The sequence below is a fragment of the Tateyamaria sp. 7Alg 36 genome (assembly GCF_059882455.1).
Window position 1 is genome coordinate 3,141,743 of sequence record NZ_CM187613.1, and the last position, 20,780, is coordinate 3,162,522.

The 20,780-nt window shown below is 63.1% G+C and carries 16 protein-coding genes and 1 riboswitch; of the genes, 4 read left to right on the forward strand and 12 right to left on the reverse strand.

Translation table 11 applies throughout. From position 1 onward, the window contains the following. Positions 1 to 8: 8 nt before the first annotated feature. The 3 genes from AC6GQJ_RS15340 to AC6GQJ_RS15350 form a co-directional block, all read right to left on the reverse strand. The gene (locus AC6GQJ_RS15340; RefSeq protein WP_500769801.1) at positions 9 to 3,959 is read right to left on the reverse strand and encodes a translocation/assembly module TamB domain-containing protein; all 3,951 of its coding nucleotides are present in this window, start codon (positions 3,957 to 3,959) and stop codon (positions 9 to 11) included. Then, on the reverse strand, positions 3,959 to 5,752 hold the full coding sequence (locus tag AC6GQJ_RS15345) for an autotransporter assembly complex protein TamA (protein WP_500769803.1): 1,794 nt from the start codon (positions 5,750 to 5,752) through the stop codon (positions 3,959 to 3,961). Before AC6GQJ_RS15345 ends, AC6GQJ_RS15340 begins: the two co-directional genes overlap by 1 nt. Positions 5,753 to 5,919: 167 nt before the next feature. Then, positions 5,920 to 8,856 carry an ABC transporter transmembrane domain-containing protein gene (locus AC6GQJ_RS15350; protein WP_500769805.1) on the reverse strand — a complete coding sequence of 979 codons (2,937 nt, stop codon included), beginning with the start codon at positions 8,854 to 8,856 and terminating at the stop codon, positions 5,920 to 5,922. Positions 8,857 to 9,133: 277 nt separating this feature from the next. Here AC6GQJ_RS15350 and AC6GQJ_RS15355 point away from each other — a divergent pair, with 277 nt between their 5' ends. From AC6GQJ_RS15355 to AC6GQJ_RS15370, 4 genes are all read left to right on the forward strand, one after another. Further along, positions 9,134 to 9,514, forward strand: a complete 381-nt coding sequence (locus tag AC6GQJ_RS15355) for a DUF3307 domain-containing protein (RefSeq protein ID WP_500769807.1) — start codon at positions 9,134 to 9,136, stop codon at positions 9,512 to 9,514. A gap of 181 nt (positions 9,515 to 9,695) precedes the next feature. Beyond that, positions 9,696 to 10,808 (forward strand): S-(hydroxymethyl)glutathione dehydrogenase/class III alcohol dehydrogenase, encoded by a 1,113-nt coding sequence (locus AC6GQJ_RS15360; protein ID WP_500773945.1) that lies wholly within the window; start codon positions 9,696 to 9,698, stop codon positions 10,806 to 10,808. A gap of 105 nt (positions 10,809 to 10,913) precedes the next feature. Further along, entirely contained in the window at positions 10,914 to 11,372 is a 459-nt protein-coding gene (locus AC6GQJ_RS15365) for a (2Fe-2S)-binding protein (protein WP_500769808.1), read from the forward strand. Between the two features lie 4 nt (positions 11,373 to 11,376). Next, positions 11,377 to 13,617 carry a xanthine dehydrogenase family protein molybdopterin-binding subunit gene (locus tag AC6GQJ_RS15370; RefSeq protein WP_500769810.1) on the forward strand — a complete coding sequence of 747 codons (2,241 nt, stop codon included), beginning with the start codon at positions 11,377 to 11,379 and terminating at the stop codon, positions 13,615 to 13,617. Between the two features lie 57 nt (positions 13,618 to 13,674). On the opposite strand, the gene ureG is transcribed toward AC6GQJ_RS15370, so the two are convergent. The 9 genes from ureG to AC6GQJ_RS15415 form a co-directional block, all read right to left on the reverse strand. Then, a complete protein-coding gene (ureG, locus tag AC6GQJ_RS15375) occupies positions 13,675 to 14,301 on the reverse strand; it encodes an urease accessory protein UreG (protein ID WP_500769812.1) in 627 nt (208 codons plus the stop codon). After that, positions 14,298 to 14,927, reverse strand: a complete 630-nt coding sequence (locus AC6GQJ_RS15380; protein WP_500769814.1) for an urease accessory protein UreF — start codon at positions 14,925 to 14,927, stop codon at positions 14,298 to 14,300. Before AC6GQJ_RS15380 ends, ureG begins: the two co-directional genes overlap by 4 nt. Further along, positions 14,924 to 15,379 carry an urease accessory protein UreE gene (ureE, locus tag AC6GQJ_RS15385; RefSeq protein ID WP_500769816.1) on the reverse strand — a complete coding sequence of 152 codons (456 nt, stop codon included), beginning with the start codon at positions 15,377 to 15,379 and terminating at the stop codon, positions 14,924 to 14,926. The genes AC6GQJ_RS15380 and ureE overlap by 4 nt, the downstream gene beginning before the upstream one ends. Positions 15,380 to 15,535: 156 nt before the next feature. Then, complete coding sequence (gene ureC / locus AC6GQJ_RS15390) at positions 15,536 to 17,296, reverse strand: urease subunit alpha (protein WP_500769818.1); 1,761 nt, start codon at positions 17,294 to 17,296, stop codon at positions 15,536 to 15,538. Between the two features lie 161 nt (positions 17,297 to 17,457). Next, positions 17,458 to 17,763: an urease subunit beta gene (locus AC6GQJ_RS15395; protein WP_500769820.1), complete on the reverse strand. Its 306-nt coding sequence runs from the start codon at positions 17,761 to 17,763 to the stop codon at positions 17,458 to 17,460. A gap of 40 nt (positions 17,764 to 17,803) precedes the next feature. Further along, positions 17,804 to 18,106, reverse strand: coding sequence for an urease subunit gamma (locus tag AC6GQJ_RS15400; RefSeq protein WP_500769822.1), 303 nt, complete (start codon positions 18,104 to 18,106; stop codon positions 17,804 to 17,806). A gap of 3 nt (positions 18,107 to 18,109) precedes the next feature. Beyond that, on the reverse strand, positions 18,110 to 18,928 hold the full coding sequence (locus AC6GQJ_RS15405) for an urease accessory protein UreD (protein WP_500769824.1): 819 nt from the start codon (positions 18,926 to 18,928) through the stop codon (positions 18,110 to 18,112). A 115-nt stretch (positions 18,929 to 19,043) separates the two neighbouring features. Continuing rightward, positions 19,044 to 19,781 carry a precorrin-6A synthase (deacetylating) gene (cobF, locus tag AC6GQJ_RS15410; protein ID WP_500769826.1) on the reverse strand — a complete coding sequence of 246 codons (738 nt, stop codon included), beginning with the start codon at positions 19,779 to 19,781 and terminating at the stop codon, positions 19,044 to 19,046. Between the two features lie 67 nt (positions 19,782 to 19,848). Next, the gene (locus AC6GQJ_RS15415; RefSeq protein ID WP_500769828.1) at positions 19,849 to 20,526 is read right to left on the reverse strand and encodes an energy-coupling factor ABC transporter permease; all 678 of its coding nucleotides are present in this window, start codon (positions 20,524 to 20,526) and stop codon (positions 19,849 to 19,851) included. Between the two features lie 51 nt (positions 20,527 to 20,577). After that, a riboswitch (cobalamin riboswitch) is annotated at positions 20,578 to 20,762 on the reverse strand. Between the last annotated feature and the right edge of the window lie 18 nt (positions 20,763 to 20,780).

Here is a 20,780-nt window from a genome sequence, read left to right on the forward strand (position 1 = left end):
AAAGGGGGTCAGTAGTCTTTCTCGATAAAGATACCGACGCCGGTGCTGCTGTCTGCGGCCACGCTGCCACGCACGGTGACGTTGGGCGTGAGGTCGATGTTCAGCGATACTTCGGGGCCTGAGGCACCGCCGACAGTCACATCGGTATAGACGTTCTCGCTGATATATTTGCCTGCGCGCACGGCGGCATTGCCGTCTTCGTCCGTGGTCACATCCAGATCGTCCAGCCCGAAGGAGCCACGCAATTGCGACACGATCCCTTCGCCGCCGCGCCCTGCCAGTTGCGCCACCGCGCTGGCAAGTTGCAGCGCCTGAAAGGCCGACAGTTCCGAAATATCGCGGCCAAAGAAGATTTGCGCCAGCACCTGATCCTGCGGCGCGTCGGGCGTGGATTCAAATGTCACTTGCGGGTCATTGGCCAGCCCCTCAACAACGATGCGCGCGGTGCCTGAGCTGGTCGTGGTCACGGCTACAAAGCGCAGGTAAGGTTCGAACCGTCCCTGTAGGCGCACGCGCCCCTCGCTCAGCTCGAACCGTTTGGACAGGATATCAAGCCGCCCGCGGATCAGATCAATCGTGCCGGTCGAGATCGTATCCGCCGTAGTGCCGGACAGGCGCAAGCTGCCCCCCAGTTCCGCGTCCAGACCGCGCCCGCGCACAAATATCCGCGAGGGGGCGTTGATGGCGATATCGAGCGGGAAGGCCACGCTGCTGCCGCCCGATGATGCGGTCGTGTCCTTGATCAGCCCCGCACGGTCGCGGGTGCGCATCACGGGGCGCGTTGCGCCGATATGGTTGATCTCGGGAATGCTGCCCAGTGTCGACACGGTCGAGGATGGCACGCGCACGTTGGTTTCGCCCAGATCAAGCGTGCCTGCGATGCGCGCGCCGCCTGTCAGCGCGCCGTTCAGGCTGACCGCGCCGTTCACGACGCTGTCATACAGGTTGCGATCCGTCACAACCACGTTCGACAGGGCGACATCCAGTTGCGCCGGATACCGCCCCGACAGGGTGACGGGGCCACTGATGGCGACCGTGCCGCCCTCGGTCACTTGGCCGGTAAGGTCGATGTTGGCGCGCCCGTCGGAAAGGTCGATGGCGCCGCTCAGATCGGCGAAGGACAGGGGCAGTTTGGGGGCCGCGAGCCGCGTGCCGTTGGTGGTGATGCGCCCGCGCACGGATGACAAGGCGGCGGGGCCATCCACGGTCAGATCAAAGCTCGCTACACCGGCAAGGCTGCGCGGTGTGATGAACGGGTTGATCAGCCCAAGCTGCGCCTGACCCGTCGCGTCCAGTTCCAAGCGACCCGATGTCCCGACCAGACCCGACACCCGCGCCGTGGTGCCTGACGGCCCATCCAGAAGGGCAGCGATGTCAAAACCGCGCGCCACTTGCGTCGCCGTGCCGGTGACCGAAGCTGCGCCCGACAAACGCGGCACCAGCGCACCGATATTTGGCAGGTTCAGCGCATAGCGCGCCGTGGTGCCGATTGCGCCAAAGGTGCCGCTGACCGTGCCGGTGCTGCGGTAGGGGCCGTTGATGTCGGTGCTGACGCGCCAGCCGTTGTCGATCTGTGTGAGGGTGCCGTCCAGCGCCAGCGGCCCCGACACACCGGGGGCGAGGGGGGCGACATTGGGCAGGGCCAGTTGGAACGCAGCGGCCAGACGTGCGGCCTTGAAGCTGCCGGTGACGGTGCCGTCGCTGTTATAGGGGCCGTCGATGCGGGTCGCGAATTCCCAGCCGTCAGGCACTTGCTGCACGTCGCCTTCCAGAGCCAGAGGGCCGGACACGCCTGCGGCGATCGGGGACAGGTCGGGCACCGACAGGGCATAGTCGGCGGACAGGGTGTTGTCGGCAAAGCGCCCATTGGCCGTGGCTTGCGATGCGTAGGGGCCGTTGATCGCGGTGTCGAATGTCCACACGCCGTCGATTTGCACGGCGCTGGCGGTGATCTCGGCCCCGCCGTTCACTTGCGGCACCAACGGGTTGAGGTCGGGCAGGGCGGCGGTCAGGTCGATCCCGATGCGGCTTGCAGCGATCTGCGCGCTGGCCGTGGCGGTCGCGTCCAGCGGGCCAGCCAGATCAGCCACCACATCCCAGACCTCGCCTGTCTGGCGCGCGGTGCCATCAATGCTTAGCTGGCCGGATAGCGTGTCGATCACGCGGCCCGCGTCATCCAGTTGCAGGGCGAACTTTGCCTCGGACGCGCCGGTTTTCAACTGCGCCGTCACGTCTGCGTCCAGCGCGGCGTTGTCCAGTTCCAGACGGTCAAGGAACGTGCCCGTTTCATCCCGCCGCGCCGACATCCCGAGCGAGGTTTGCCCTGCCAGCAAGGCGTCGGCCTGCGCGATACCAAGAGCCAGATCCTGCGTCGTGCCGGTTACGTCGATGTTGAAAAAGCCGCCCAAGGCCGCGTTGCCGCTGATCGCAAGGCGTCCGCCGCCAGTCAGTGTCAGCCCCGCCAGATCGGCAAAGTCCGACAGGTCGGGCGTGTCGAGGGTCACGTCGAAATTGGTCAGGAAATCTTCGGTCAGGCTTTGGGTTTCGCTGCTGCCTGCCAGCGTCCATGACCCGCCCGCCAGTGAAATATCGCTGAGCCGCAGGGGCGCGTCATCGCTGTATTGAATGTCCAGCCCGCCGCGCACCACCGGCCCCACGGCGTTGGCCAGCCCCTGATCGGCAAAGCCAAGGCCGCTGGCGGTCAGATCGGTGCGCAGGTCCAGATTGCCGATGCTGTTCACATCGCCCGACAAGGTGCCCTTCATCGCCAAGGTGACGGCCTGAGCGCTCAGGTCGGCGCGGTCCACGCCAGACACCGTGACCGTGGCCGACAACGCGTCGCTGTCGCGGGCATCATAGCTGATATCGAGGTCGGCCAGATCAATCCGCGTTTCCGCTCCGCCCGCTGGCAGCAGCACAGGGCCGCCATCGGGGTTGGAAATCTGCCCTGTGATGTCCAGCAGCGTTGGCCACCCATCACTGTTCAGCGCGGCCTGTCCGCTGAGCTGCATGGCGCGGGTATCAAGGTCAAAACCATCCAGCGCCAGCGTGCCGTCAGAGGCGCGGTTGCCCTGTGCGGTCAGTGCGACATCGGGGCCGAAAAACTCGGCATATTGGGGCAGGAACAGGGTGGACACGTCGCCGTTCAGATCGACGTCAAAGGCCATCGGCCCGTCCGCTTCGCTGTTCAGGTCCAAGCTGCCGGACAGGCGCGGTGACCCGTCGGTGCGCAGGTCAAGCTGGCCTGCAAAATCGCTCAGCGCGCCATCGCCGGTGACTTTCAGATCGACGCTGGGCCGTCCGGGCAGGTTCAGCAGGCCCGATACCAGGCCCTCGGCTGCTTCGGACAGGTCGAGGTCAAGGGCGAGAACGCGGGTTTCGTTGGAGAAACTTGCATCAACGGTGAAATTCGCACGCTCCCTATCGACACGCTGGGCCACCAGCGTCGCTTCGCCATCACCGCCCGCAAGGGTCGCGGCCCCGTTCAGTGACAGCTCTGCCGCTTCGCCCAGCACAGGCGCGCCAAAGGCGACCACGTCAATGGCCAGTTGCCCCAGCTTGATCGACGCAGGCAGTTCGGGCAGTTCGAAAGGCTTTGCCTCGGCATCGGGGACGTCCATGCCCTCTTGGGCCACGGGCAGGCGTGGCAGGTCGATGCGGGCGGCGCGCAGTTCCTCGATATCAATGGCACCGCGCAGCAGGGCGCTGCGGTTCCATGTCAGCGCCACATCGTCGATGGTCAGCCAGATGCCTTCGGGATCGGCAATGGTGATGCGGTCGATGGTGGCGGTGCTGGACAGCGCGCCGGCAAAGCCGATGATGCGCACGGTACGCCCGTCGCCGCCCAACAGGTTCTCAAGCAGTCCCGCGATATACCCGCGATCATCGTCACTGGCGTCCTGCGCAGACAGGGCAAAGGGCCAAGACAGGCAAAGGACGAGGGCGAGGATATGGCGCATCAAAAGGCTTGTCCTATTCCAAGGTAGATTTCGACACCGGACGCATTGCCCGGCCCGGATCCGGGCACGGCGACGTCAAAGCGGATCGGCCCGATGGGCGTGTTATAGCGGATGCCGGCCCCGTAGCCCGTGTGCCATGTGCCTGACCCGTCAAAGAACGCCTCGGCCCCGATGTAGCCCGCATCGTAGAAGCCGACGACAGACAGGTTTTCACCGGTTTTCACACGCACCTCACCCGACAGCCCCACGAAAGAGCGCCCGCCGACCGTGACACCGGGGCTGAGGTCGACGCCGAGGGATTGATATTCCTGCCCGCGCACCGTGCCGGACCCGCCCGAGAAGAACAGGAAGTCCGCAGGCGCAAGGGTTATGTCCGGCCCTGCGACCGAGCCCACAACGCCGCGAAAGGCCAGCGTCGCACGTTCGCCCAGTTGGCGGTAGGTGCGCAGATCAAGCGTTGTGACCAGCCCGCTTTTGGTGCCGTTGAGGTTCAGGAACGGCGTCAGGCCAATCTTGGCGTAATAGCCCGATGTGGCGTCCAGCGGCACGTCGCGTTTGTCAAAGGTCGCGCTAAGCGGGACGGTCAGGATCGTGTAATCCCGTTCGCCCAGATCATCGCGTGTCATGGCGCGGCGCAGGCCGATGCCATAGCTGTATTCGCGTGTATCGCTGGCGTAATAGGTGCCGCCCAGTTCCAGCCGCATGGTGCGCGAGAACAGGTTCGGATCGTCGCGCTGTTCGATCTCGGCCAGCAGATAGGCCTCGAGATCGGTGCGGATAGTGGCGGGGCGTGTCAGCAGCGCGGTCAGGCGATAGTCGGTGCCAGCGGTGTCCCCGCCCATGCCCTTGATCTCGCCGTCGATTTGCAACCGCTCGCCACCGCCAAAGATGTTCCGGTGCAGCCACAGCGCGCTGAGGCTGAGACCGTCCAGCGTGCTGTATTCCGCGCCAAAGCTGTAGCGGCGCGGCAGTTGGTCCGACAGGGTCGCAGTCACGTCCAGCGTGCCGTCGGGATTGGCGGTTTGCGCCTCGGTCAAATTGGCGGCGGCAAAAACGCCCGTGCGGCGCAGACGGGTTTCCACCTGCTTGATATCGTCGGGGTCGAAGACCTTGCCTTCGGGCCAGCCCATGATCTGGCGCAGGCGTTTTTCGCGCACCGCGCTGTCGCCCTTGATGATCAGCTTTCCAAAGCGCAATTGCGGACCGGGATCGAGTGTGACCGCCGCGCTGAGCGTGCGTTCGGGGTGGCGTGCGGTGATCTGTTGGGACGCAATGTCGGCCTTGGCATGTCCGGCCTGCCGCCATCCGGCGATCTGCGCCGCTGCGCCCGCGCGCAGCGTGGAAATGCGCGCGGTTTCGCCACTGGCCAGACCCTCGACCGGTTCGGACGTGGGCGCGGCGGGGGTGATCGTGACGTTGCCAAAGGTGAATACAGGGCCGGTTTCCACAGTGATCACCACATCGGATACGGCGCGGGGCGCGGCCACGGGGGAAATCTGTGCCGCCTCGCGCCCGTCGAGTTTGATACTGATGGTCGGCGCGAAATAGCCCTGTTCGTACAGCACGCCGATCAGGCGGCTATAGTCGGCTTGAGCGGCACTCAGAATGTCGATGGGGCGGGGGGCTTCGACGATGTCGTCGCTGTCGATCAATCCCGCCGTCAGTGAGGTGGTGCGCAGGTCAGCTGCCACCGTGTCTGGTGCTTGCACTGTCACCTCAAAAGCGAGGGCGGCAGAGGGGGCAAGGGCGGTGACACTTGCAAAGGCCAGTACGCGGCTGAAAATCTTGATCATCTGGGCACCCCGCCGCATGTGAACCATGGCCATCTGTAGTCAATGCCAAAAGGGAGCGAAAGGTTCCAGCGGATAACGGTGTTGTGTGGATAACGCGCAAAGCATCGCTGGTGGTGAACGGGCGAGGGTGCGTTTGCAACACAGTCCGCGGCCATGCGGTGGGCGGCTCAGGTCTTGACGTAGCCTGCAACGACCTGAAGCAGCCGGAACGCGGTCGCGGCGTCGTTCTCGACCACGGCCATAAAATCCTCTTCGCTGATGCGCAGGCATGTCAGGTCTGTCTTGGCCCGCATATCAAGCGCGCGCGGCTCGCGCCGGATCAGGCCCAGTTCGCCCACCAGTGCCCCCGCACCAACCGTTGCGATCAGCTTGTCCTCGCCCCCCGGACGGGGCAGCAGCAACTCGGCCTCGCCGTCGATGATCATATAGGCGCCGTCGGTCGGGTTATCGCGTTTACGGAATACATATTCGCGCGGCATTGCCGAATACCAGCGCGCGCCAAAGGCCAGCAGCCGCAACTGCTTGCGCTTAAGGCCGGAGAAAAGCGGTGTTCGTTTGAGCGCCTCGACCTTGCGCGCAAGATCGGCGCCCACATCGCTGTCGGCCTCGGTACGTGCCCCCTCGGCCCCGACAAGGCGACCTTGCTGCACCTCGAAATGCAGGTCGAACACCTCTTCGTCCTCGAACCGGTCGTTGAGGAAAATCAGCACCGAGTCGGGCAGCAGCGCCCGCAAGTTTGAGATCAGCGCATCGCGGGTGCGTGCATCATAGCTGGCCATCACCTTGTCGAGGATCAGGATATCGGGCCGCTTGATCGTGGCGCGGCTGATCGCCAGCGGTTCGGCAAACAGGGCGGGCAGGTTCGCGCCGCCAAGGGCAATCGGCACGTCAAAGACCAGTTCAAGCACCAGCGGGCTGACCCCTTCCTCGGCCAGCACCTGCCCGACCACATGGCGCAGTTCCTCACCCCGCGTGCCCGCACCCTCGGCCACTTTGCCGTAGATCGCGTTCTCCAGAACCGTCAGCCCGTGCAAATAACCGTCTGGTTCAATCGGCACGAACAGGTCGTCCATCTGTTTGCGCAGGCTCGCCGCATGCGCGCCCCGCATTTCAAGAATGCGCGAGGTGACTTCGTCCGGAAAGGACGGGCCGACCTGTTCGGCGGTGACGCTGGACGGCACGCTGAGCAGCAGGGCCAGTTCGCTGTCGCTGATTTCTGCGCCCAAAGGTTTGCGGTTCACCAGTTCCAGTGCGGCGTCATAGACGGCCACATCCAGCCCGACCTTGCGGAACAGGGGGTGGTCCGTGCCATTGGCCCCGAAAATCTGGCGCAGCATCTCGATGATATTGCGCGCCAGCACTTCCAGATTGCCCGCCAGTTCCAGTTCATGCAGCAGCCGCAGGAATTCCAGTTTGGCCTCGATGATCGACGGGGTGATCGCCTCGCGCGGGGTGGCAAACAGCAGGTTTTCCGCGATGGGCAGGGCGGGGTTGTACGCCGCCGGATCAAAACGGTGCACGATGCGCGACAGCCCCGCCGCTTCAATCGCCTGTTGCACCTTGGGGCGCAGGTTGATCAGTGCCTGCGTCAGGGCGGCGTGTTTCTTGGCGTCAAAGGCCTGATCCATTGTGCGGCGGGTCAGGACCTCGCCACTGCCGGTGCCGTCGATCAGCGTGTACCACCATTTGCGCAACTGGTCGCGGTCAGCCACGCCTGCAAGGGTCGGATCGACCCACTTGGATTTCAGCATATCGGTGCTGTTGCCCGCGCGGACCGCCTCGCGGAAAAACTCGGTTTCCTCGCCCGCGCCCACAGGGGCCACGCGCATTGGCATCATCACGTTCTGCCCGTAGCTGCCCTGAAACAACACGGGGCGCGAATTGGCATGACCGATCCGCTTGGCAATGGTGGACTGGTGCAGGTCGTTGATCTTGTGCCCCGATAGGGTGACAGTGCCGCTGGTGGGCAGGGTTTCGCGCGTAAGGACTTCGGCCAGTGCGCGGCGGTCCTCGTCATTGTCGGCGCTGATCCCGATTACGGAACCGGCGGGCAGGGTGACGCTGATATCCTCAAGCACCGGATTGCCGTCCGGATCGCGCACAGTCACCTGATCCAGCACCACATCCCCGTTCAGCCGCGGTGCCTCGGGGGCAGGGCCATAGAACAGATTGTCGTCGATCATCCCCTCGGGGGCAAAGCGTTCGGTGATCGTGTCCCACCGCAGCGACATATCCGCCGACTGATTGTAATAGGCCAACAACTCTTTCCACGGGCTCGACAGGTCCTTGTAGGCGGCCAAAGCCGCCACCAGCGCGCCGATGGTCACCTGCCCCTGAATGACCAGATAGCCGCCGATGGAAAAGAAAAAGAACGGAGTCAGTTGCGTGATGAAGTTGTTGAGAAACTTCATAAAGAACTTCTTCTGGTAGATCTGGAAACGGATGTCGAACAACCGGCCCAGCCGGTCCCCGATCATTGCCATCCGGTAGCGCCAGCCGCCATTGACCCGCAGGGTCGAGGCACCCACCGCGCCCTCGCCGATCTCGGCCGCCAGCGCGCGCACCTGCACCACGCGTTTCTTGTTCAGGAGGTTGATCTGGCGCTGCATCTTGGGGATCAGCCACGCCTGCAAGGGGATCAGCGCAATCGCCGCCAGCCCGAAGGCAAAGGATTGCAGAAACAGAAACCCCAGAATGGTCAGCATCTGGCCCGCCTGCAACACAGGCTGCGCCACCGCGTCGCCCATCAACCCGCCCATCGGCTCGCTCTCGGCGGTGATCATGCTGACCAGCTCACCCTGTGAAGTGCGTTCGAAATAGGGCTGGGGAAAGCGCAGCACGCGCGCAATCAGCGTGTAGCGAAAGCGCCGCAACAACCGTTCGGCCAGCACGCCCTTCATGGTGTTGATCCGCATTTTCATCAGGCCATGCCCGATCACGGCCAAAAGGAACCCCGCGCACAACAACATGAGATAGTTGATCTGGCTGAAGTCATAGCCGAACGCGCTGATCGTGGATGACCCCGACCCGATGGCATCGTTGATGATCCGTTTGGGCAGTTCCAGCGTCAGGTACAACAGCGGGAACAGACACAGCGTGACCATCAGAAGGATCAGTTGGTCGCGTTTCGAATATTTCCAGATAAAGGCAAAAAGCGAGGTTTCGATGACAGGCGTCCCAAATTGTCTGCGGACAGGACCACGCGCGTACCCAGATGCCTTATCCGTGTCCAGATTAACCGTTTTGACGGCAAAAAATCAATGCCCTCTCTGGGCGTATATACGCCTGCGCATGGCCTGTTTCGGTTGAAAAGACCATTAAGATTGCGATGTAGGGTTTCCCATTCTAGGATGGTTGCATGTCATCCACACAGGCCTCTTCTTGAGCGATCCAGTCCCCTTTGCCTTCGGCTTGCTGATCCTGTTGCAAGCCAAGCACCTGTTTGCGGATTTCTATCTGCAAACGCCGCGTATGCTGCGCGATCGCGGGGTCTACCTGCATCTCGGACGGGTACAGCACGCAGGGCTGCACGCGCTCGGCTCTCTGGTGGCGATGCTGCTGTTTGGTGTACCGATGATGCTCGCACTGCTGGTTTGCATCGCCGAATGGGTGGTCCATTTCCACATTGATTGGGCCAAGGGGCGCTGGTCCGACCACAAGGATCATGGCCCCGATCAGGCCGGATACTGGCGCGCTTTCGGTGTCGATCAGGCCCTGCACCAATGGACCTATATCCTGATGGTCCTCGCCGTTCTGCCCTGATCCTCGGGCCGTGCCCGCATCAATACCGCCTGCCATCCACAGCCCACCACGTCCTCCTTCTCTGTTCCAAAAAAATCCTCCCCGAAGGGTCGGCTGGCCACCTGTCCCGCACCGATCGGCATTGACACTGCCGCCCGTGACAGGCCTTGATGGCGCAAAATCCAAAGGAGTGTTGATCATGATGAAAACCCGCGCGGCCGTCGCAGTCGAAGCCGGAAAACCGCTCGAAATCATGGAGGTCAATCTCGAAGGCCCCCGCAAGGGCGAAGTCCTTGTCGAGATCAAGGCCACGGGCCTCTGCCATACCGATGAATTCACCCGTTCCGGCGACGACCCCGAAGGGATCTTTCCCGCCATTCTGGGCCATGAAGGTGCAGGCGTTGTGCTGGAAGTGGGCGAAGGCGTGACCACGCTGGAACCGGGCGATCACGTTATCCCCCTCTACACGCCCGAGTGCCGCGAATGCGAATACTGCCTGTCGGGCAAGACCAACCTGTGCCAGAAAATCCGCGTCACTCAAGGGCGCGGGCAGTTGCCGGACGGGACCACACGTTTCTCGATGCTGGATGGCACGCCGATCCACCACTACATGGGCTGTTCGACCTTCGCCAACCACACGGTTGTGCCGGAAATCGCGCTGGCCAAGGTGCGTAAGGACGCGCCCTTTGACAAGATTTGCTATATCGGGTGCGGCGTCACCACCGGCATCGGCGCAGTGATCAACACCGCCAAGGTCGAGATTGGCGCGCGCTGCGTGGTGTTCGGTTTGGGCGGCATTGGCCTTAACGTCATTCAGGGCCTGCGCCTTGCAGGGGCCGACCAGATTGTCGGTGTCGATCTGAACGACGACAAGGAAGAGACCGGCCGCTATTTCGGCATGACCGATTTCGTGAACCCGACCAAGGTCGACGGCGATCTGGTGGCCCATCTGGTCGAGCTGACCAAGGGCGGTGCTGACTATTCCTTTGACGCGACGGGCAACACCAAGGTCATGCGCGACGCGCTGGAATGCGCGCACAAGGGTTGGGGCGAAAGCATCATCATCGGCGTGGCCCCTGCGGGCGCCGAAATTTCGACACGTCCGTTCCAGCTGGTCACGGGCCGCGTTTGGCGCGGTACGGCCTTTGGCGGAGCCAAGGGGCGCACAGATGTGCCGAAAATCGTTGACTGGTACATGGACGGCAAGATCGAGATCGACCCGATGATCACCCACAAGCTGACATTGGACGAGATTAACCATGGCTTCGATCTGATGCACGAAGGCAAGTCCATTCGCGCGGTCGTGGAATTTTAAACACGGGCCGCAACGGAAAGCTTGCTTTCGGGGGCCTCGCGCCCACCTAGACAACAGGCACCTCGCGTGGGCGGGGTGCCTTTTTTTGACACGGAAGGGACCGCGATGAAGCTGACGGTAAACGGCACGACCCACGATGTGGATGTCGAGGATGACATGCCCCTGCTGTGGGTGTTGCGGGACGAATTGAACATCAAGGGCGTGAAATACGGCTGCGGTGTTGCGGCCTGCGGGGCCTGCACCGTGCATATCGACGGGGTTGCGGTACGTTCCTGCCAAACGCTTGCTGCCGATGTGGACGGCCCTGTCACCACCATCGAAGGGCTCGGCACGCCCGAGGCTCTGCATGCGGTGCAGGCGGCGTGGATCGCCCATCAAGTCGCGCAATGCGGCTACTGCCAGTCGGGCCAGATCATGCAGGCGGCATCGCTGCTGGCCGAAACCCCTGACCCGACAGATGCTGAAATCGATGACGCGATGAGCGGTAATCTCTGCCGGTGCGGCACCTACAACCGCATCCGCGCCGCCGTGAAAACTGCCGCCCAATCCCTGCAAAAGGCCTAAGCTCATGAGCCGTATCGGAACAATCGCGCGCCGCACTTTCCTTATCGGGTCCGCTGCCATCGTCGGGGGCGTCGCCTTTGGCTATTACATGTACAAGCGCCCCGCGACGAACCCGTTGCTGGACGATCTGGAGGACGGCGCTGCCGCGCTGACGCCCTATGTCCATATCGACGCCTCCGGCATCACCCTGATCACGCCCCGCGCCGACAGCGGGCAGGGGGCCTATTCGGTGCAGGCTGCACTGATCGCCGAGGAACTGGATGTCACGCTGGAACAGGTCCGCGTCGATCCCGGAATGCCGGACCCTGCCTATTACAACACCGCCCTCAGTGCCGAGGCCGCGCCCTTTCCCTCCACCGATGACGGGTTCATGGCGCAATCGGCGCGGGGCGTGATGGATGCGATGATGAAATTCATCGGCATGCAGATCACAGGCGGCTCGACCACCGTGCCGGACAGCTATGAAAAGCTGCGCGTGGCGGGGGCTGTGGCCCGCGAAACACTGAAAGCCGCCGCCGCGCAAGAGACCGGCGTTGATGTGGCTGACATGACCACTGCCAACGGGCAGGTGATGCTGCCGGACGGGCGCGCCCTGACCTATGAGGCGCTGGCGCCGATTGCGGCCACCATCGACCCCGTGAACGATGTCACCTTGCGCGATCCTTCCACGTGGCGCTTGATCGGTGAACCGATGCAGCGCGTGGACACGATCGCCAAATCCACCGGCACACAGGTCTATGGCATTGATTTCGAACCCGAAGGCGTGGTGCATGCGACTGTGCGCACCAACCCGCGCCGTGGCGGGGCGATGAACGGTTATGACGCCAGTGCTGCCAAGGAAATGCGCGGCGTGTCCCATGTGATCGAGATCACCGGCGGTGTCGCCGTGGTCGCGGACAACACATGGCGGGCCATTCAGGCGGTGAACGCGATTGATATTGACTGGGGCGATGCCCCCTATCCGTCCGAGATGGAGGGGCATTGGCAGGCCCTGTCCGACAGCTTTGATGCCGACCATATCGACAGCACGCAGCGCGATGACGGCGATGTGGATGCCGCGCTGGACGGGGCCGAGGTGCTGACCGCCAAATACCGCGCGCCTTATCTGGCCCATGCCCCGCTTGAGCCGATTTCGGCCACGGTGCTGGTTGGAGAGGACCGCATAGATGTCTATACCGGCACGCAAATCCCGCGTTTCGTGCAGAACTCGGTCGCGAAGATGACGGGCATGGATGCGGATGCGGTGTTTGTGCATGTGCAAATGATGGGCGGCAGCTTTGGCCACCGCCTTGAGGACCGCGTGGTCAAGGAAGCGGTTGAAATCGCGCTGCACCTCAAAGGCACACCGGTCAAGCTGACCTATGCCCGAGAAGAGGACATGACCCATAACGACACCCGCCAGATTGCCATGGCACGCGCACGCGGCACGGTGAAGGACGGGCAGGTCCACGCGATTGATCTGGGCATCGCCATGCCCTCGGTCATTGCCAGCCAGATGGGGCGGCAGGGTTTCCCCGTTCCGGGGCCGGACATGCAGATCGTGGCAGGCGCGTGGGAACAGCCCCTTGCCGTGCCGCATTACCGCGTGACCGGATACCGCGCGCCCGAACTCGCCCCAATCTCGTCTTGGCGGTCGGTCGGGGCGTCCACCAACGGATTTTTCCACGATGTGTTTCTGGACGAACTGATCGCCAAGGCGGGTGCCGATCCGATGGACGAACGCATCCGCCTGTGCTGGCACGAACCGTCACGCAAAGTGCTTGAGGCCGTGGCCGAGATGTCGGACTGGGGCGCGCCACTGGGGCCGAACAAAGGGCGCGGTGTTGCCTTTTGCATGTCCTTCGGTGTGGCAACCGCCGAGGTGGTCGAAGTCACCAACACGCCAAGCGGCATCCGCATCGACAAAGTCTGGGCCGCCGCCGAAGTGGGCAAAGTGGTCGATCCGGTCGCCTTCGAAAACATGGTGCAGGGTGGCATCGTCTGGGCCTTGGGCCACGCGATGAATGCCGAGATCACCTATTCCGACGGCATGGTGGATCAGCAGAACTTCTATGACTACGAAGGTATGCGCTTCTATCAGACACCGGAAATCATGGTGCGCGGGCTGGAAAATGGCGATCAGGTGCGCGGTATGGGTGAACCGATGGTGCCACCCGCCGCCGCTGCCTTGTCCAACGCGATCTTCGCCGCGACGGGCCAGCGTATCCGTGAAATGCCGATGAACAAGTTTATCGACTTTGTCTGACCTGTGATCAGGTCGGGGCAGGGCGCGCATATCTACGCGTCCTGCCATAAAGGCCGCTTAGGCGTCCGTCAGCCCCAGACCCGACAGGGCGCGGATATGGCCCACGATGTCCTCGACGCCTTTGCCATGGCGCAGCGCGGCAAAGACAAATGGGCGACCGGCGCGCATCTTGGTCGCGTCGCGCTCCATCACCTCAAGCGATGCGCCCACATGGGGGGCAAGGTCGGTCTTGTTGATGATCAACAGGTCCGAGCGCGTGATCGCAGGCCCGCCCTTGCGGGGAATTTCCTCGCCCGCGGCGGTGTCGATCACATAGAGGGTAATGTCCGCCAGTTCCGGTGAAAAGGTCGCCGACAGGTTGTCGCCACCGGATTCGATCAGGATCACCTCGACCTCTGGGTGGCGCGTGCGCATTTCGGCTACGGCGGCAAGGTTGATCGATGCGTCCTCTCGGATAGCGGTGTGCGGACAGCCGCCCGTTTCTACGCCGATGATCCGGTCCTGCGGCAGGATTTGCCGCCGCATCAGTTCTTCGGCGTCTTCCTGCGTGTAAATGTCGTTGGTGATAACCCCGATCGAGTGTTGATCCTTGAGGGCCGTGGCGAGGGCGGCGGTCAGCGTCGTCTTGCCTGCGCCGACAGGTCCGCCAATGCCGATGCGCAGGGGGCCGTTCAACTGTGTCATGTGCGAAAAATCCTGTGTGTTAGTGTTTCGTGGCGCATCGCCGTAATGTCCGAGGCAAAGCTGTTCGCGCTCAGGTCATCCAGCGTGCAAAGGCGCGCGTTTTGCGCCGTGGTTTCAATGTCGGCGGCAAGGGCGGCAAGCAGTTTCTGCCCGTCCGTCTGCCCCAGTTTCATCAGCCGCTGCGCCGCCGCCACAAGGTTCGAGGCAAAGGCGTGCAGGTACATCGGCAGCGTTTCGTCCAGCGGAATGCCCATGGCGCGCGCCGCCGCGCCGACCGCGACGGGATAGGTCAGGCCCGCGATGGGCAAGTCCCACACGGCGCGCGCCGTGTCGCAGAAGGCCGCGCCTTGCAGGTCAGTCTCTTTTAACCGCTCGGCACTGGCGGCAAAGGCACGCGCAATGGCATCGACCTCTTTGGGATCGTCCGCGCCATAGGCGGCCGTCAGCAGGATCGCATCCGCCCAGCCCGACCCGTCACGCAGCAGCGCCGCAATCCATTCGCGCAAGCTGTCCGCATCCGTCACCAACCCGTCCGCAACCGCCTGTTCCAGCCCGTGGCTATAGGCGAAGGCCCCCACCGGAAAGGCGGGCGAGAGCCATTGCATGAGGGTCAGCGCGTGGTTCATGTGTGGCTGTGCGAATGGTCGTGCCCGTGGGTGCGCCCATGGCCATAGGCCCCGCCTTCGGGGGTGAAGGGCTCGGTCACTTCACGTGTGGTCGCGCCGATCTTCGACAACATATCGGCCATCACGTGATCGCGCTGGATCAGCAGGCGGTTGCTTTCGATCTGGCAGGGCGTATGGCGGTTTCCGATATGCCACGCGATGCGGTGCAGCGCCTCGCCCGTCACCTCAAGCAGCGGCTCGGGTGCAGCGCGGATTTCAACCTCGGCCTTGTCGGTCGTGATCAACGCGCCGCCATGGTCCAGCGATGTGGTTTGGGGCAGGTCGACCAGCAGTTGCGCACCCGACGCAAGCGTTAGCACCTTGCGGCGCAAAAAGCGGTCTTCGTAGGTAAGTTCCACGTGGTCCGACGGGGTGCCATGGGTGTGGTTGTGATAGGTCTGTGAGGTGAGCATTGTGTCTCGAAGTCAAAGGGCAGTCCCTGGCCGCCGGTGGAGGATATGCCCCCGTCGCAGGGACGGTCGGGGGCTGCCCGGCAGGGCCGGGCAAAGCTGTGAAAGGGCACGCATGATCTATCCTGCGCAGTCGCTGAACATGGCGACGATCTAGGCTTAGAACAGGAAATACCGCTGCGCCATCGGCAATACCTCGGCCGGTTCGCAGGTCAGCAATTCGCCATCTGCGCGCACCTCGTAGGTTTCGGGATGCACTTCGATATGCGGGGTCGCATCGTTCAGGCGCAAATCCTTTTTCCCGATGCCGCGCGTGTTGGTCACCGCCACTGTGTCCTTGGCAAGGCCCAGCGACGCACCGATCCCTTCGGCCTGCGCCGCTGCGGACACAAAGGTCACGGCCGAGCGTTCGACCGACCGCCCGTAGGCCCCGAACATGGGCCGCGAATAGACCGGCTGCGGCGTCGGGATCGACGCGTTCGGATCACCCATCTGCGCACAGGCAATGGTGCCACCCAGCAGCACCATCTCGGGCTTCACCCCAAAGAAGGCGGGGTTCCACAGCACCAGATCGGCGCGTTTTCCAACTTCGATCGACCCGATCTCATGGGCAATCCCGTGGGCAATCGCAGGGTTGATCGTGTATTTCGCGATATAGCGGCGCACGCGGAAATTGTCGTTCTCGCCGGTTTCCTCGGCCAGCCGCCCGCGCTGTTTCTTCATCTTGTCCGCCGTCTGCCATGTGCGGATCAGCACCTCGCCAACACGGCCCATGGCCTGACTGTCGGATGCGATGATCGAAAACGCGCCCATGTCGTGCAGGATGTCCTCGGCGGCGATGGTTTCACGCCGGATACGGCTTTCGGCAAAGGCGACATCTTCGGGGATCGACTTGTCGAGGTGGTGGCACACCATCAGCATATCGAGGTGTTCTTCGAGCGTGTTGACCGTAAAGGGCCGCGTCGGGTTGGTCGAGGATGGCAGCACGAACTCCTCACCGCAAATCTTGATGATGTCCGGCGCGTGCCCGCCACCGGCACCTTCGGTGTGAAAGGCGTGGATCGTGCGCCCTTTCATCGCGGCGACCGTGTTCTCGACAAAACCGGATTCGTTGAGGGTATCGGTGTGGATCATCACCTGCACATCCCACGCGTCCGCGACCGACAGGCAGCAATCGATGGCCGCAGGGGTCGTGCCCCAATCTTCGTGCAGTTTCAGCGCGCAGGCCCCGCCCTTGATCTGTTCTTCCAGTGCGGCCGGAAGGGACGCGTTGCCCTTGCCCGCAAAGGCAAGGTTCATCGGAAACGCATCCGCCGCCTGCAACATCCGCCCCAGATGCCACGGGCCCGGCGTCACAGTCGTGGCCAGCGTGCCATGCGCAGGGCCGGTGCCACCGCCCAGCATGGTGGTCAGGCCGGAATGCAGCGCGTCCTCGATCTGTTGGGGGCAGATAAAGTGTATATGGCTGTCAAAACCGCCTGCCGTCAGAATGCGCCCTTCGCCCGCGATCACCTCGGATCCGGGGCCGATGATGATATCCACACCCGGTTGCGTGTCAGGGTTGCCCGCCTTGCCAATCGCCGCGATGCGCCCGTCTTTCAGGCCCACGTCCGCCTTGAAAATGCCGGTGTGATCCACGATCAGGGCGTTGGTGATAACTGTGTCCACCGCCCCTTGGGCGGAGGTCGCCTGCGACTGGCCCATGCCGTCACGGATCACCTTGCCGCCGCCGAATTTCACCTCTTCACCGTACAGCATCGCGTTGCCGCCCGTCCCGCCGGTGCTGGCCGCGCCTGCCGCCTCGGCGGTCAGATCTCGCTCGACCTCGATGAACAGTTCTGTGTCCGCAAGCCGCACCTTGTCGCCCACGGTGGGCCCGAACATGGCGGCATAATCGCGGCGGGAAATGGATGTGGGCATGGTCAGCGTCCTTGCGTTAAAAGCTCTGTGCGCGGGGGCCGGGTGGAAGAACCTGTGCCGCCGCTTGTTCCGTCATGTTCAAAAGGGGCAGGGCGCTGCGGCCAAATGCGCCACGTCACACATGGCGCCGATGACAGCACAGCCCGCTGCCCGAAGCCGCCTCACAACGGCCCCATCACCTGATTGTTAAAGCCATAGATCGTGCGCCCGCCCCCGATGGGGATCAACTGCACATCCCGCTCCTGACCCGGTTCGAACCGCACGGCGGTACCAGCGGCAATATCCAGCCGCATGCCCCGCGCCGCCGCCCGATCAAAATCAAGCGCGCCATTGGCCTCTCCAAAATGGTAATGCGAACCGACCTGCACGGGCCGGTCACCGGTATTGGCCACGCGCAAGGTGATGGCCTGCGCCGAGGAATTCAGCGGGATATCCCCCTCTGCCACAATCACTTCCCCTGGTATCATCGCCCGTCCTCCACCATCATTGTTCCATAAATATGCATGTTCACCGGATCGGATTGTGCACGGTCACAAGCTTGGTGCCGTCCGGAAACGTCGCTTCGACCTGCACGTCGTGGATCATCTCGGGCACGCCTTCCATGCACTGGTCACGGCGTACAACCTGCGCACCCGCTTCCATCATATGGGCCACCGAATGACCGTCCCGCGCCCCTTCGACCACCGCATCAGTGATCAGGGCAATCGCCTCGGGGTGGTTCAGCTTGACGCCACGGGCCAGCCGTTTGCGCGCCACTTCGGCCGCAACCGAGATCAGCAATTTGTCTTTTTCACGCGGGGTGAGTTGCATGGGTCAAAGTCTCCAGCAGAGCGGCATTTCGCGGCCCGTTAACAGATCAAGAATAGGTAAAAGCGTCTGGCGCAGCGCAAAACCGCTTGCCGCCAGCACACGCATCACCAGCACATCCGGCGCCAGCAGGCTCGCGCCGCCGGTCTGGGGCAGATGCGCACGAATGTCGGGCAGACGCGCCTCGGCATCCGGCGCGACATAGATCAGGCTGGCCAGCGACGTCGCACCGCCACCGCGCGCACCAGTTTGCATTTGCGCGGTGATATCGCCGCTGAACCGCCACGCGTCGTGAACCAGCGGAATACCATCGCGGCGCACTTGAATCCGGTCAAATACCTGCCCGTGCACCTGCGTCTCGCCCATGGCAAGCCGTCCAAAGCATAGTGGCTCAACAATCAATGCACGGCCCGATCCTGTGATGTCACAGGACAGCTTCCGATCCAGCGCGCAACCGTCAAAGATCAGGGTTTCTTGCGGCAGCCACCACAGGGTCGCGCCATCGTCCACATGCAGCCGGGTGCGCACGCGCCCCATTTCGCCGGTTTGGGCGCGATAAGCGCGCTCGCAGGCCTGTGTGGTCAGTGTCAGGTGCGTGCCGCTGCCCACGCGCGCCTCGTTGGAAAAACGGTCTCCGCCGGTCACGCCGCCGGATGTGTTCAGCAATACGCCCGTCATGCCGATGCTTGCACGGGGGAACACGACCTTGGATGCACCCTGTTGATAAAGGTCTTCCAACACGCTGCGCGCACCCAATGCCTTGGTCGACAACCGCACGCTGCCAATCGCGCGCGGTTGCACGGGCAAGGTGGGGGGCAAGGGCATATGTGCGGTCATTCCGGTCGGGTCCTGAAGGTTCGGCGATAAAAGCATTCCGCGCCCCCCAGGGCCAGACTCGCCGTCCGCATTGCGGTCACGCAGCCCGCATCGCGCCTAAATTTTAGGCACGTCGCCGCAGCAGGTAGGTGTCCATGATCCAGCCATGGGCCGCACGCGCTTCGGCGCGCCGCGCCACGATCGTTGCGGCCACGTCGGACAACCGACCGGCCTCAAGGATCTGCTCGGCCATGCCCAGATAAGCCCCCCACCAGATGTCGAAATCCGCCCCGTCCAGTTGCTGGAACGTACAGTCCCCGTCCAGCATCACCACAAGCGTTTCGCACTCCTCGGGCCAGCCGTGATCGCGCAACTGCCGCCCCGTGGAAATCGTCACCGGCCCGTTCACTGTGTTCAAGGGGATCGCGTGGGCCGCTGTCAGCGCCTGAACCGAGGTAATACCCGCCACCACATGCAGGCGCGGCGCAGGGTCCAGCCGTGCCGCAATGCGCAAGGTGCTATCGTAGAGCGACGGATCCCCCCAGACCAGCAATGCCACACGGCGCGCGTCGGGATGTGCCGCAATCGTTTCGGCCCAGATGGCGGCAATCTCGTCATGCCATGCGGCCACGCGGGCCTGATAGGGCAGGCTGTCATCGCGCACCGGCATGTCGAACAGGGCAATCACCGCATCATCGCGCACCGTGTCGATGATGCCCGTGCGCAGATCGGCCAGATCGGATTTACCCGCGCCCTTATGCGGCACAAGGAACAGATCGGCCTGCGCAATGGCGCGCCGCGCTTCGCCGGTCAGATGGTCGGGATTTCCCGTGCCAATGCCAATCAGATGCAGTTCAATCATGCTTACCCCTCATGAAAAAGGGCCGCGCCCGCGGCGCAGCCCTTCCTCGAAACGTCAAAAGCCTTGCTTAACCGGCGTTGAACAAACGGTGCGTAAACAGACCACCGGTTTTCCAGTTGCGCAGGCCCTTGGCCCCCGCCAGCAGCGCCAGATCGGCCAGCGGTTCGATCACGATGACCAGCGCATAGGCGGCGCCAAAGCTCAGAACCGATTGCAGGTTCGCCGCGCCAACGCCCTGACCGTAGATCGCCCAGAAAGCGACCCAAGCGATGATGCCACCCTGATAGACCGCCGACATTTTCAGCACTTGGCCATAGTCCAGATCCACATAGGCGCGCGCCTCTGGCACGATGCGTTTGGCCATATGGTGCAAGGCAAACAGCGGGAAGAGCAGTGTCGTCATGTTCACAAAGATCATCGGCAGGTCGCCGGGCGCAAAGAACGTGCCCTGCAACAGCAGCCCCAAGAACAGGCCCGCAGCCGCCGCACCGGCACCCAAAAGCAGGAACAGCGATGTGCCAAGGATAAAGTGCACTTCGGAAATACCGGCCGAGAAATGCGGCATGACCTCGAAGAAGACGAATGTTCCGATGGTCGCCAGCGCGACACGCACCGCAAACGCAGGCACATTGGCAAATTTAAGATCATTTGCCGCCAGTTTCAGCGAATAACCCGCCGCAGCAGCCGCTGATCCATAAGCAAATGCCATTTTTGCGCCATCTACAACGCCCGGTTCGATATGCATATTCTCTGTCTCCTTGCCACCCGCCCGGCGGCTTTGTCACCGGTTGCCCGGCATGTTTCATTCCCGATGGCAGGTCTCCTGACTTCCGGGTCGCTGCGGGGCCGAACCTTCCCAGCCGTTAGGCCAGTGGTGTTTGCCGGGCCGCTCTCCGGTCACAGTTGCGGGGGCAGTCCGGGATTTGAACCCGGTTCCCTTTTCAGACCCCTTGCGGGATCACCATCGCCTTCCACGTTTACATTGATTCCGCGTGCGAA

Excerpts from the sequence above, each read along its gene's own strand:
- AC6GQJ_RS15340 (WP_500769801.1), bottom strand. The coding sequence starts at position 3,959 with ATGCGCCATATCCTCGCCCTCGTCCTTTGCCTGTCTTGGCCCTTTGCC.
- AC6GQJ_RS15345 (WP_500769803.1), bottom strand. The coding sequence starts at position 5,752 with ATGATCAAGATTTTCAGCCGCGTACTGGCCTTTGCAAGTGTCACCGCC.
- AC6GQJ_RS15350 (WP_500769805.1), bottom strand. The coding sequence starts at position 8,856 with ATGGTCACGCTGTGTCTGTTCCCGCTGTTGTACCTGACGCTGGAACTG.
- AC6GQJ_RS15360 (WP_500773945.1), top strand. The coding sequence starts at position 9,696 with ATGAAAACCCGCGCGGCCGTCGCAGTCGAAGCCGGAAAACCGCTCGAA.
- AC6GQJ_RS15365 (WP_500769808.1), top strand. The coding sequence starts at position 10,914 with ATGAAGCTGACGGTAAACGGCACGACCCACGATGTGGATGTCGAGGAT.
- AC6GQJ_RS15370 (WP_500769810.1), top strand. The coding sequence starts at position 11,377 with ATGAGCCGTATCGGAACAATCGCGCGCCGCACTTTCCTTATCGGGTCC.
- ureG (WP_500769812.1), bottom strand. The coding sequence starts at position 14,301 with ATGACACAGTTGAACGGCCCCCTGCGCATCGGCATTGGCGGACCTGTC.
- AC6GQJ_RS15380 (WP_500769814.1), bottom strand. The coding sequence starts at position 14,927 with ATGAACCACGCGCTGACCCTCATGCAATGGCTCTCGCCCGCCTTTCCG.
- ureE (WP_500769816.1), bottom strand. The coding sequence starts at position 15,379 with ATGCTCACCTCACAGACCTATCACAACCACACCCATGGCACCCCGTCG.
- ureC (WP_500769818.1), bottom strand. The coding sequence starts at position 17,296 with ATGCCCACATCCATTTCCCGCCGCGATTATGCCGCCATGTTCGGGCCC.
- AC6GQJ_RS15395 (WP_500769820.1), bottom strand. The coding sequence starts at position 17,763 with ATGATACCAGGGGAAGTGATTGTGGCAGAGGGGGATATCCCGCTGAAT.
- AC6GQJ_RS15400 (WP_500769822.1), bottom strand. The coding sequence starts at position 18,106 with ATGCAACTCACCCCGCGTGAAAAAGACAAATTGCTGATCTCGGTTGCG.
- AC6GQJ_RS15405 (WP_500769824.1), bottom strand. The coding sequence starts at position 18,928 with ATGCCCTTGCCCCCCACCTTGCCCGTGCAACCGCGCGCGATTGGCAGC.
- cobF (WP_500769826.1), bottom strand. The coding sequence starts at position 19,781 with ATGATTGAACTGCATCTGATTGGCATTGGCACGGGAAATCCCGACCAT.
- AC6GQJ_RS15415 (WP_500769828.1), bottom strand. The coding sequence starts at position 20,526 with ATGCATATCGAACCGGGCGTTGTAGATGGCGCAAAAATGGCATTTGCT.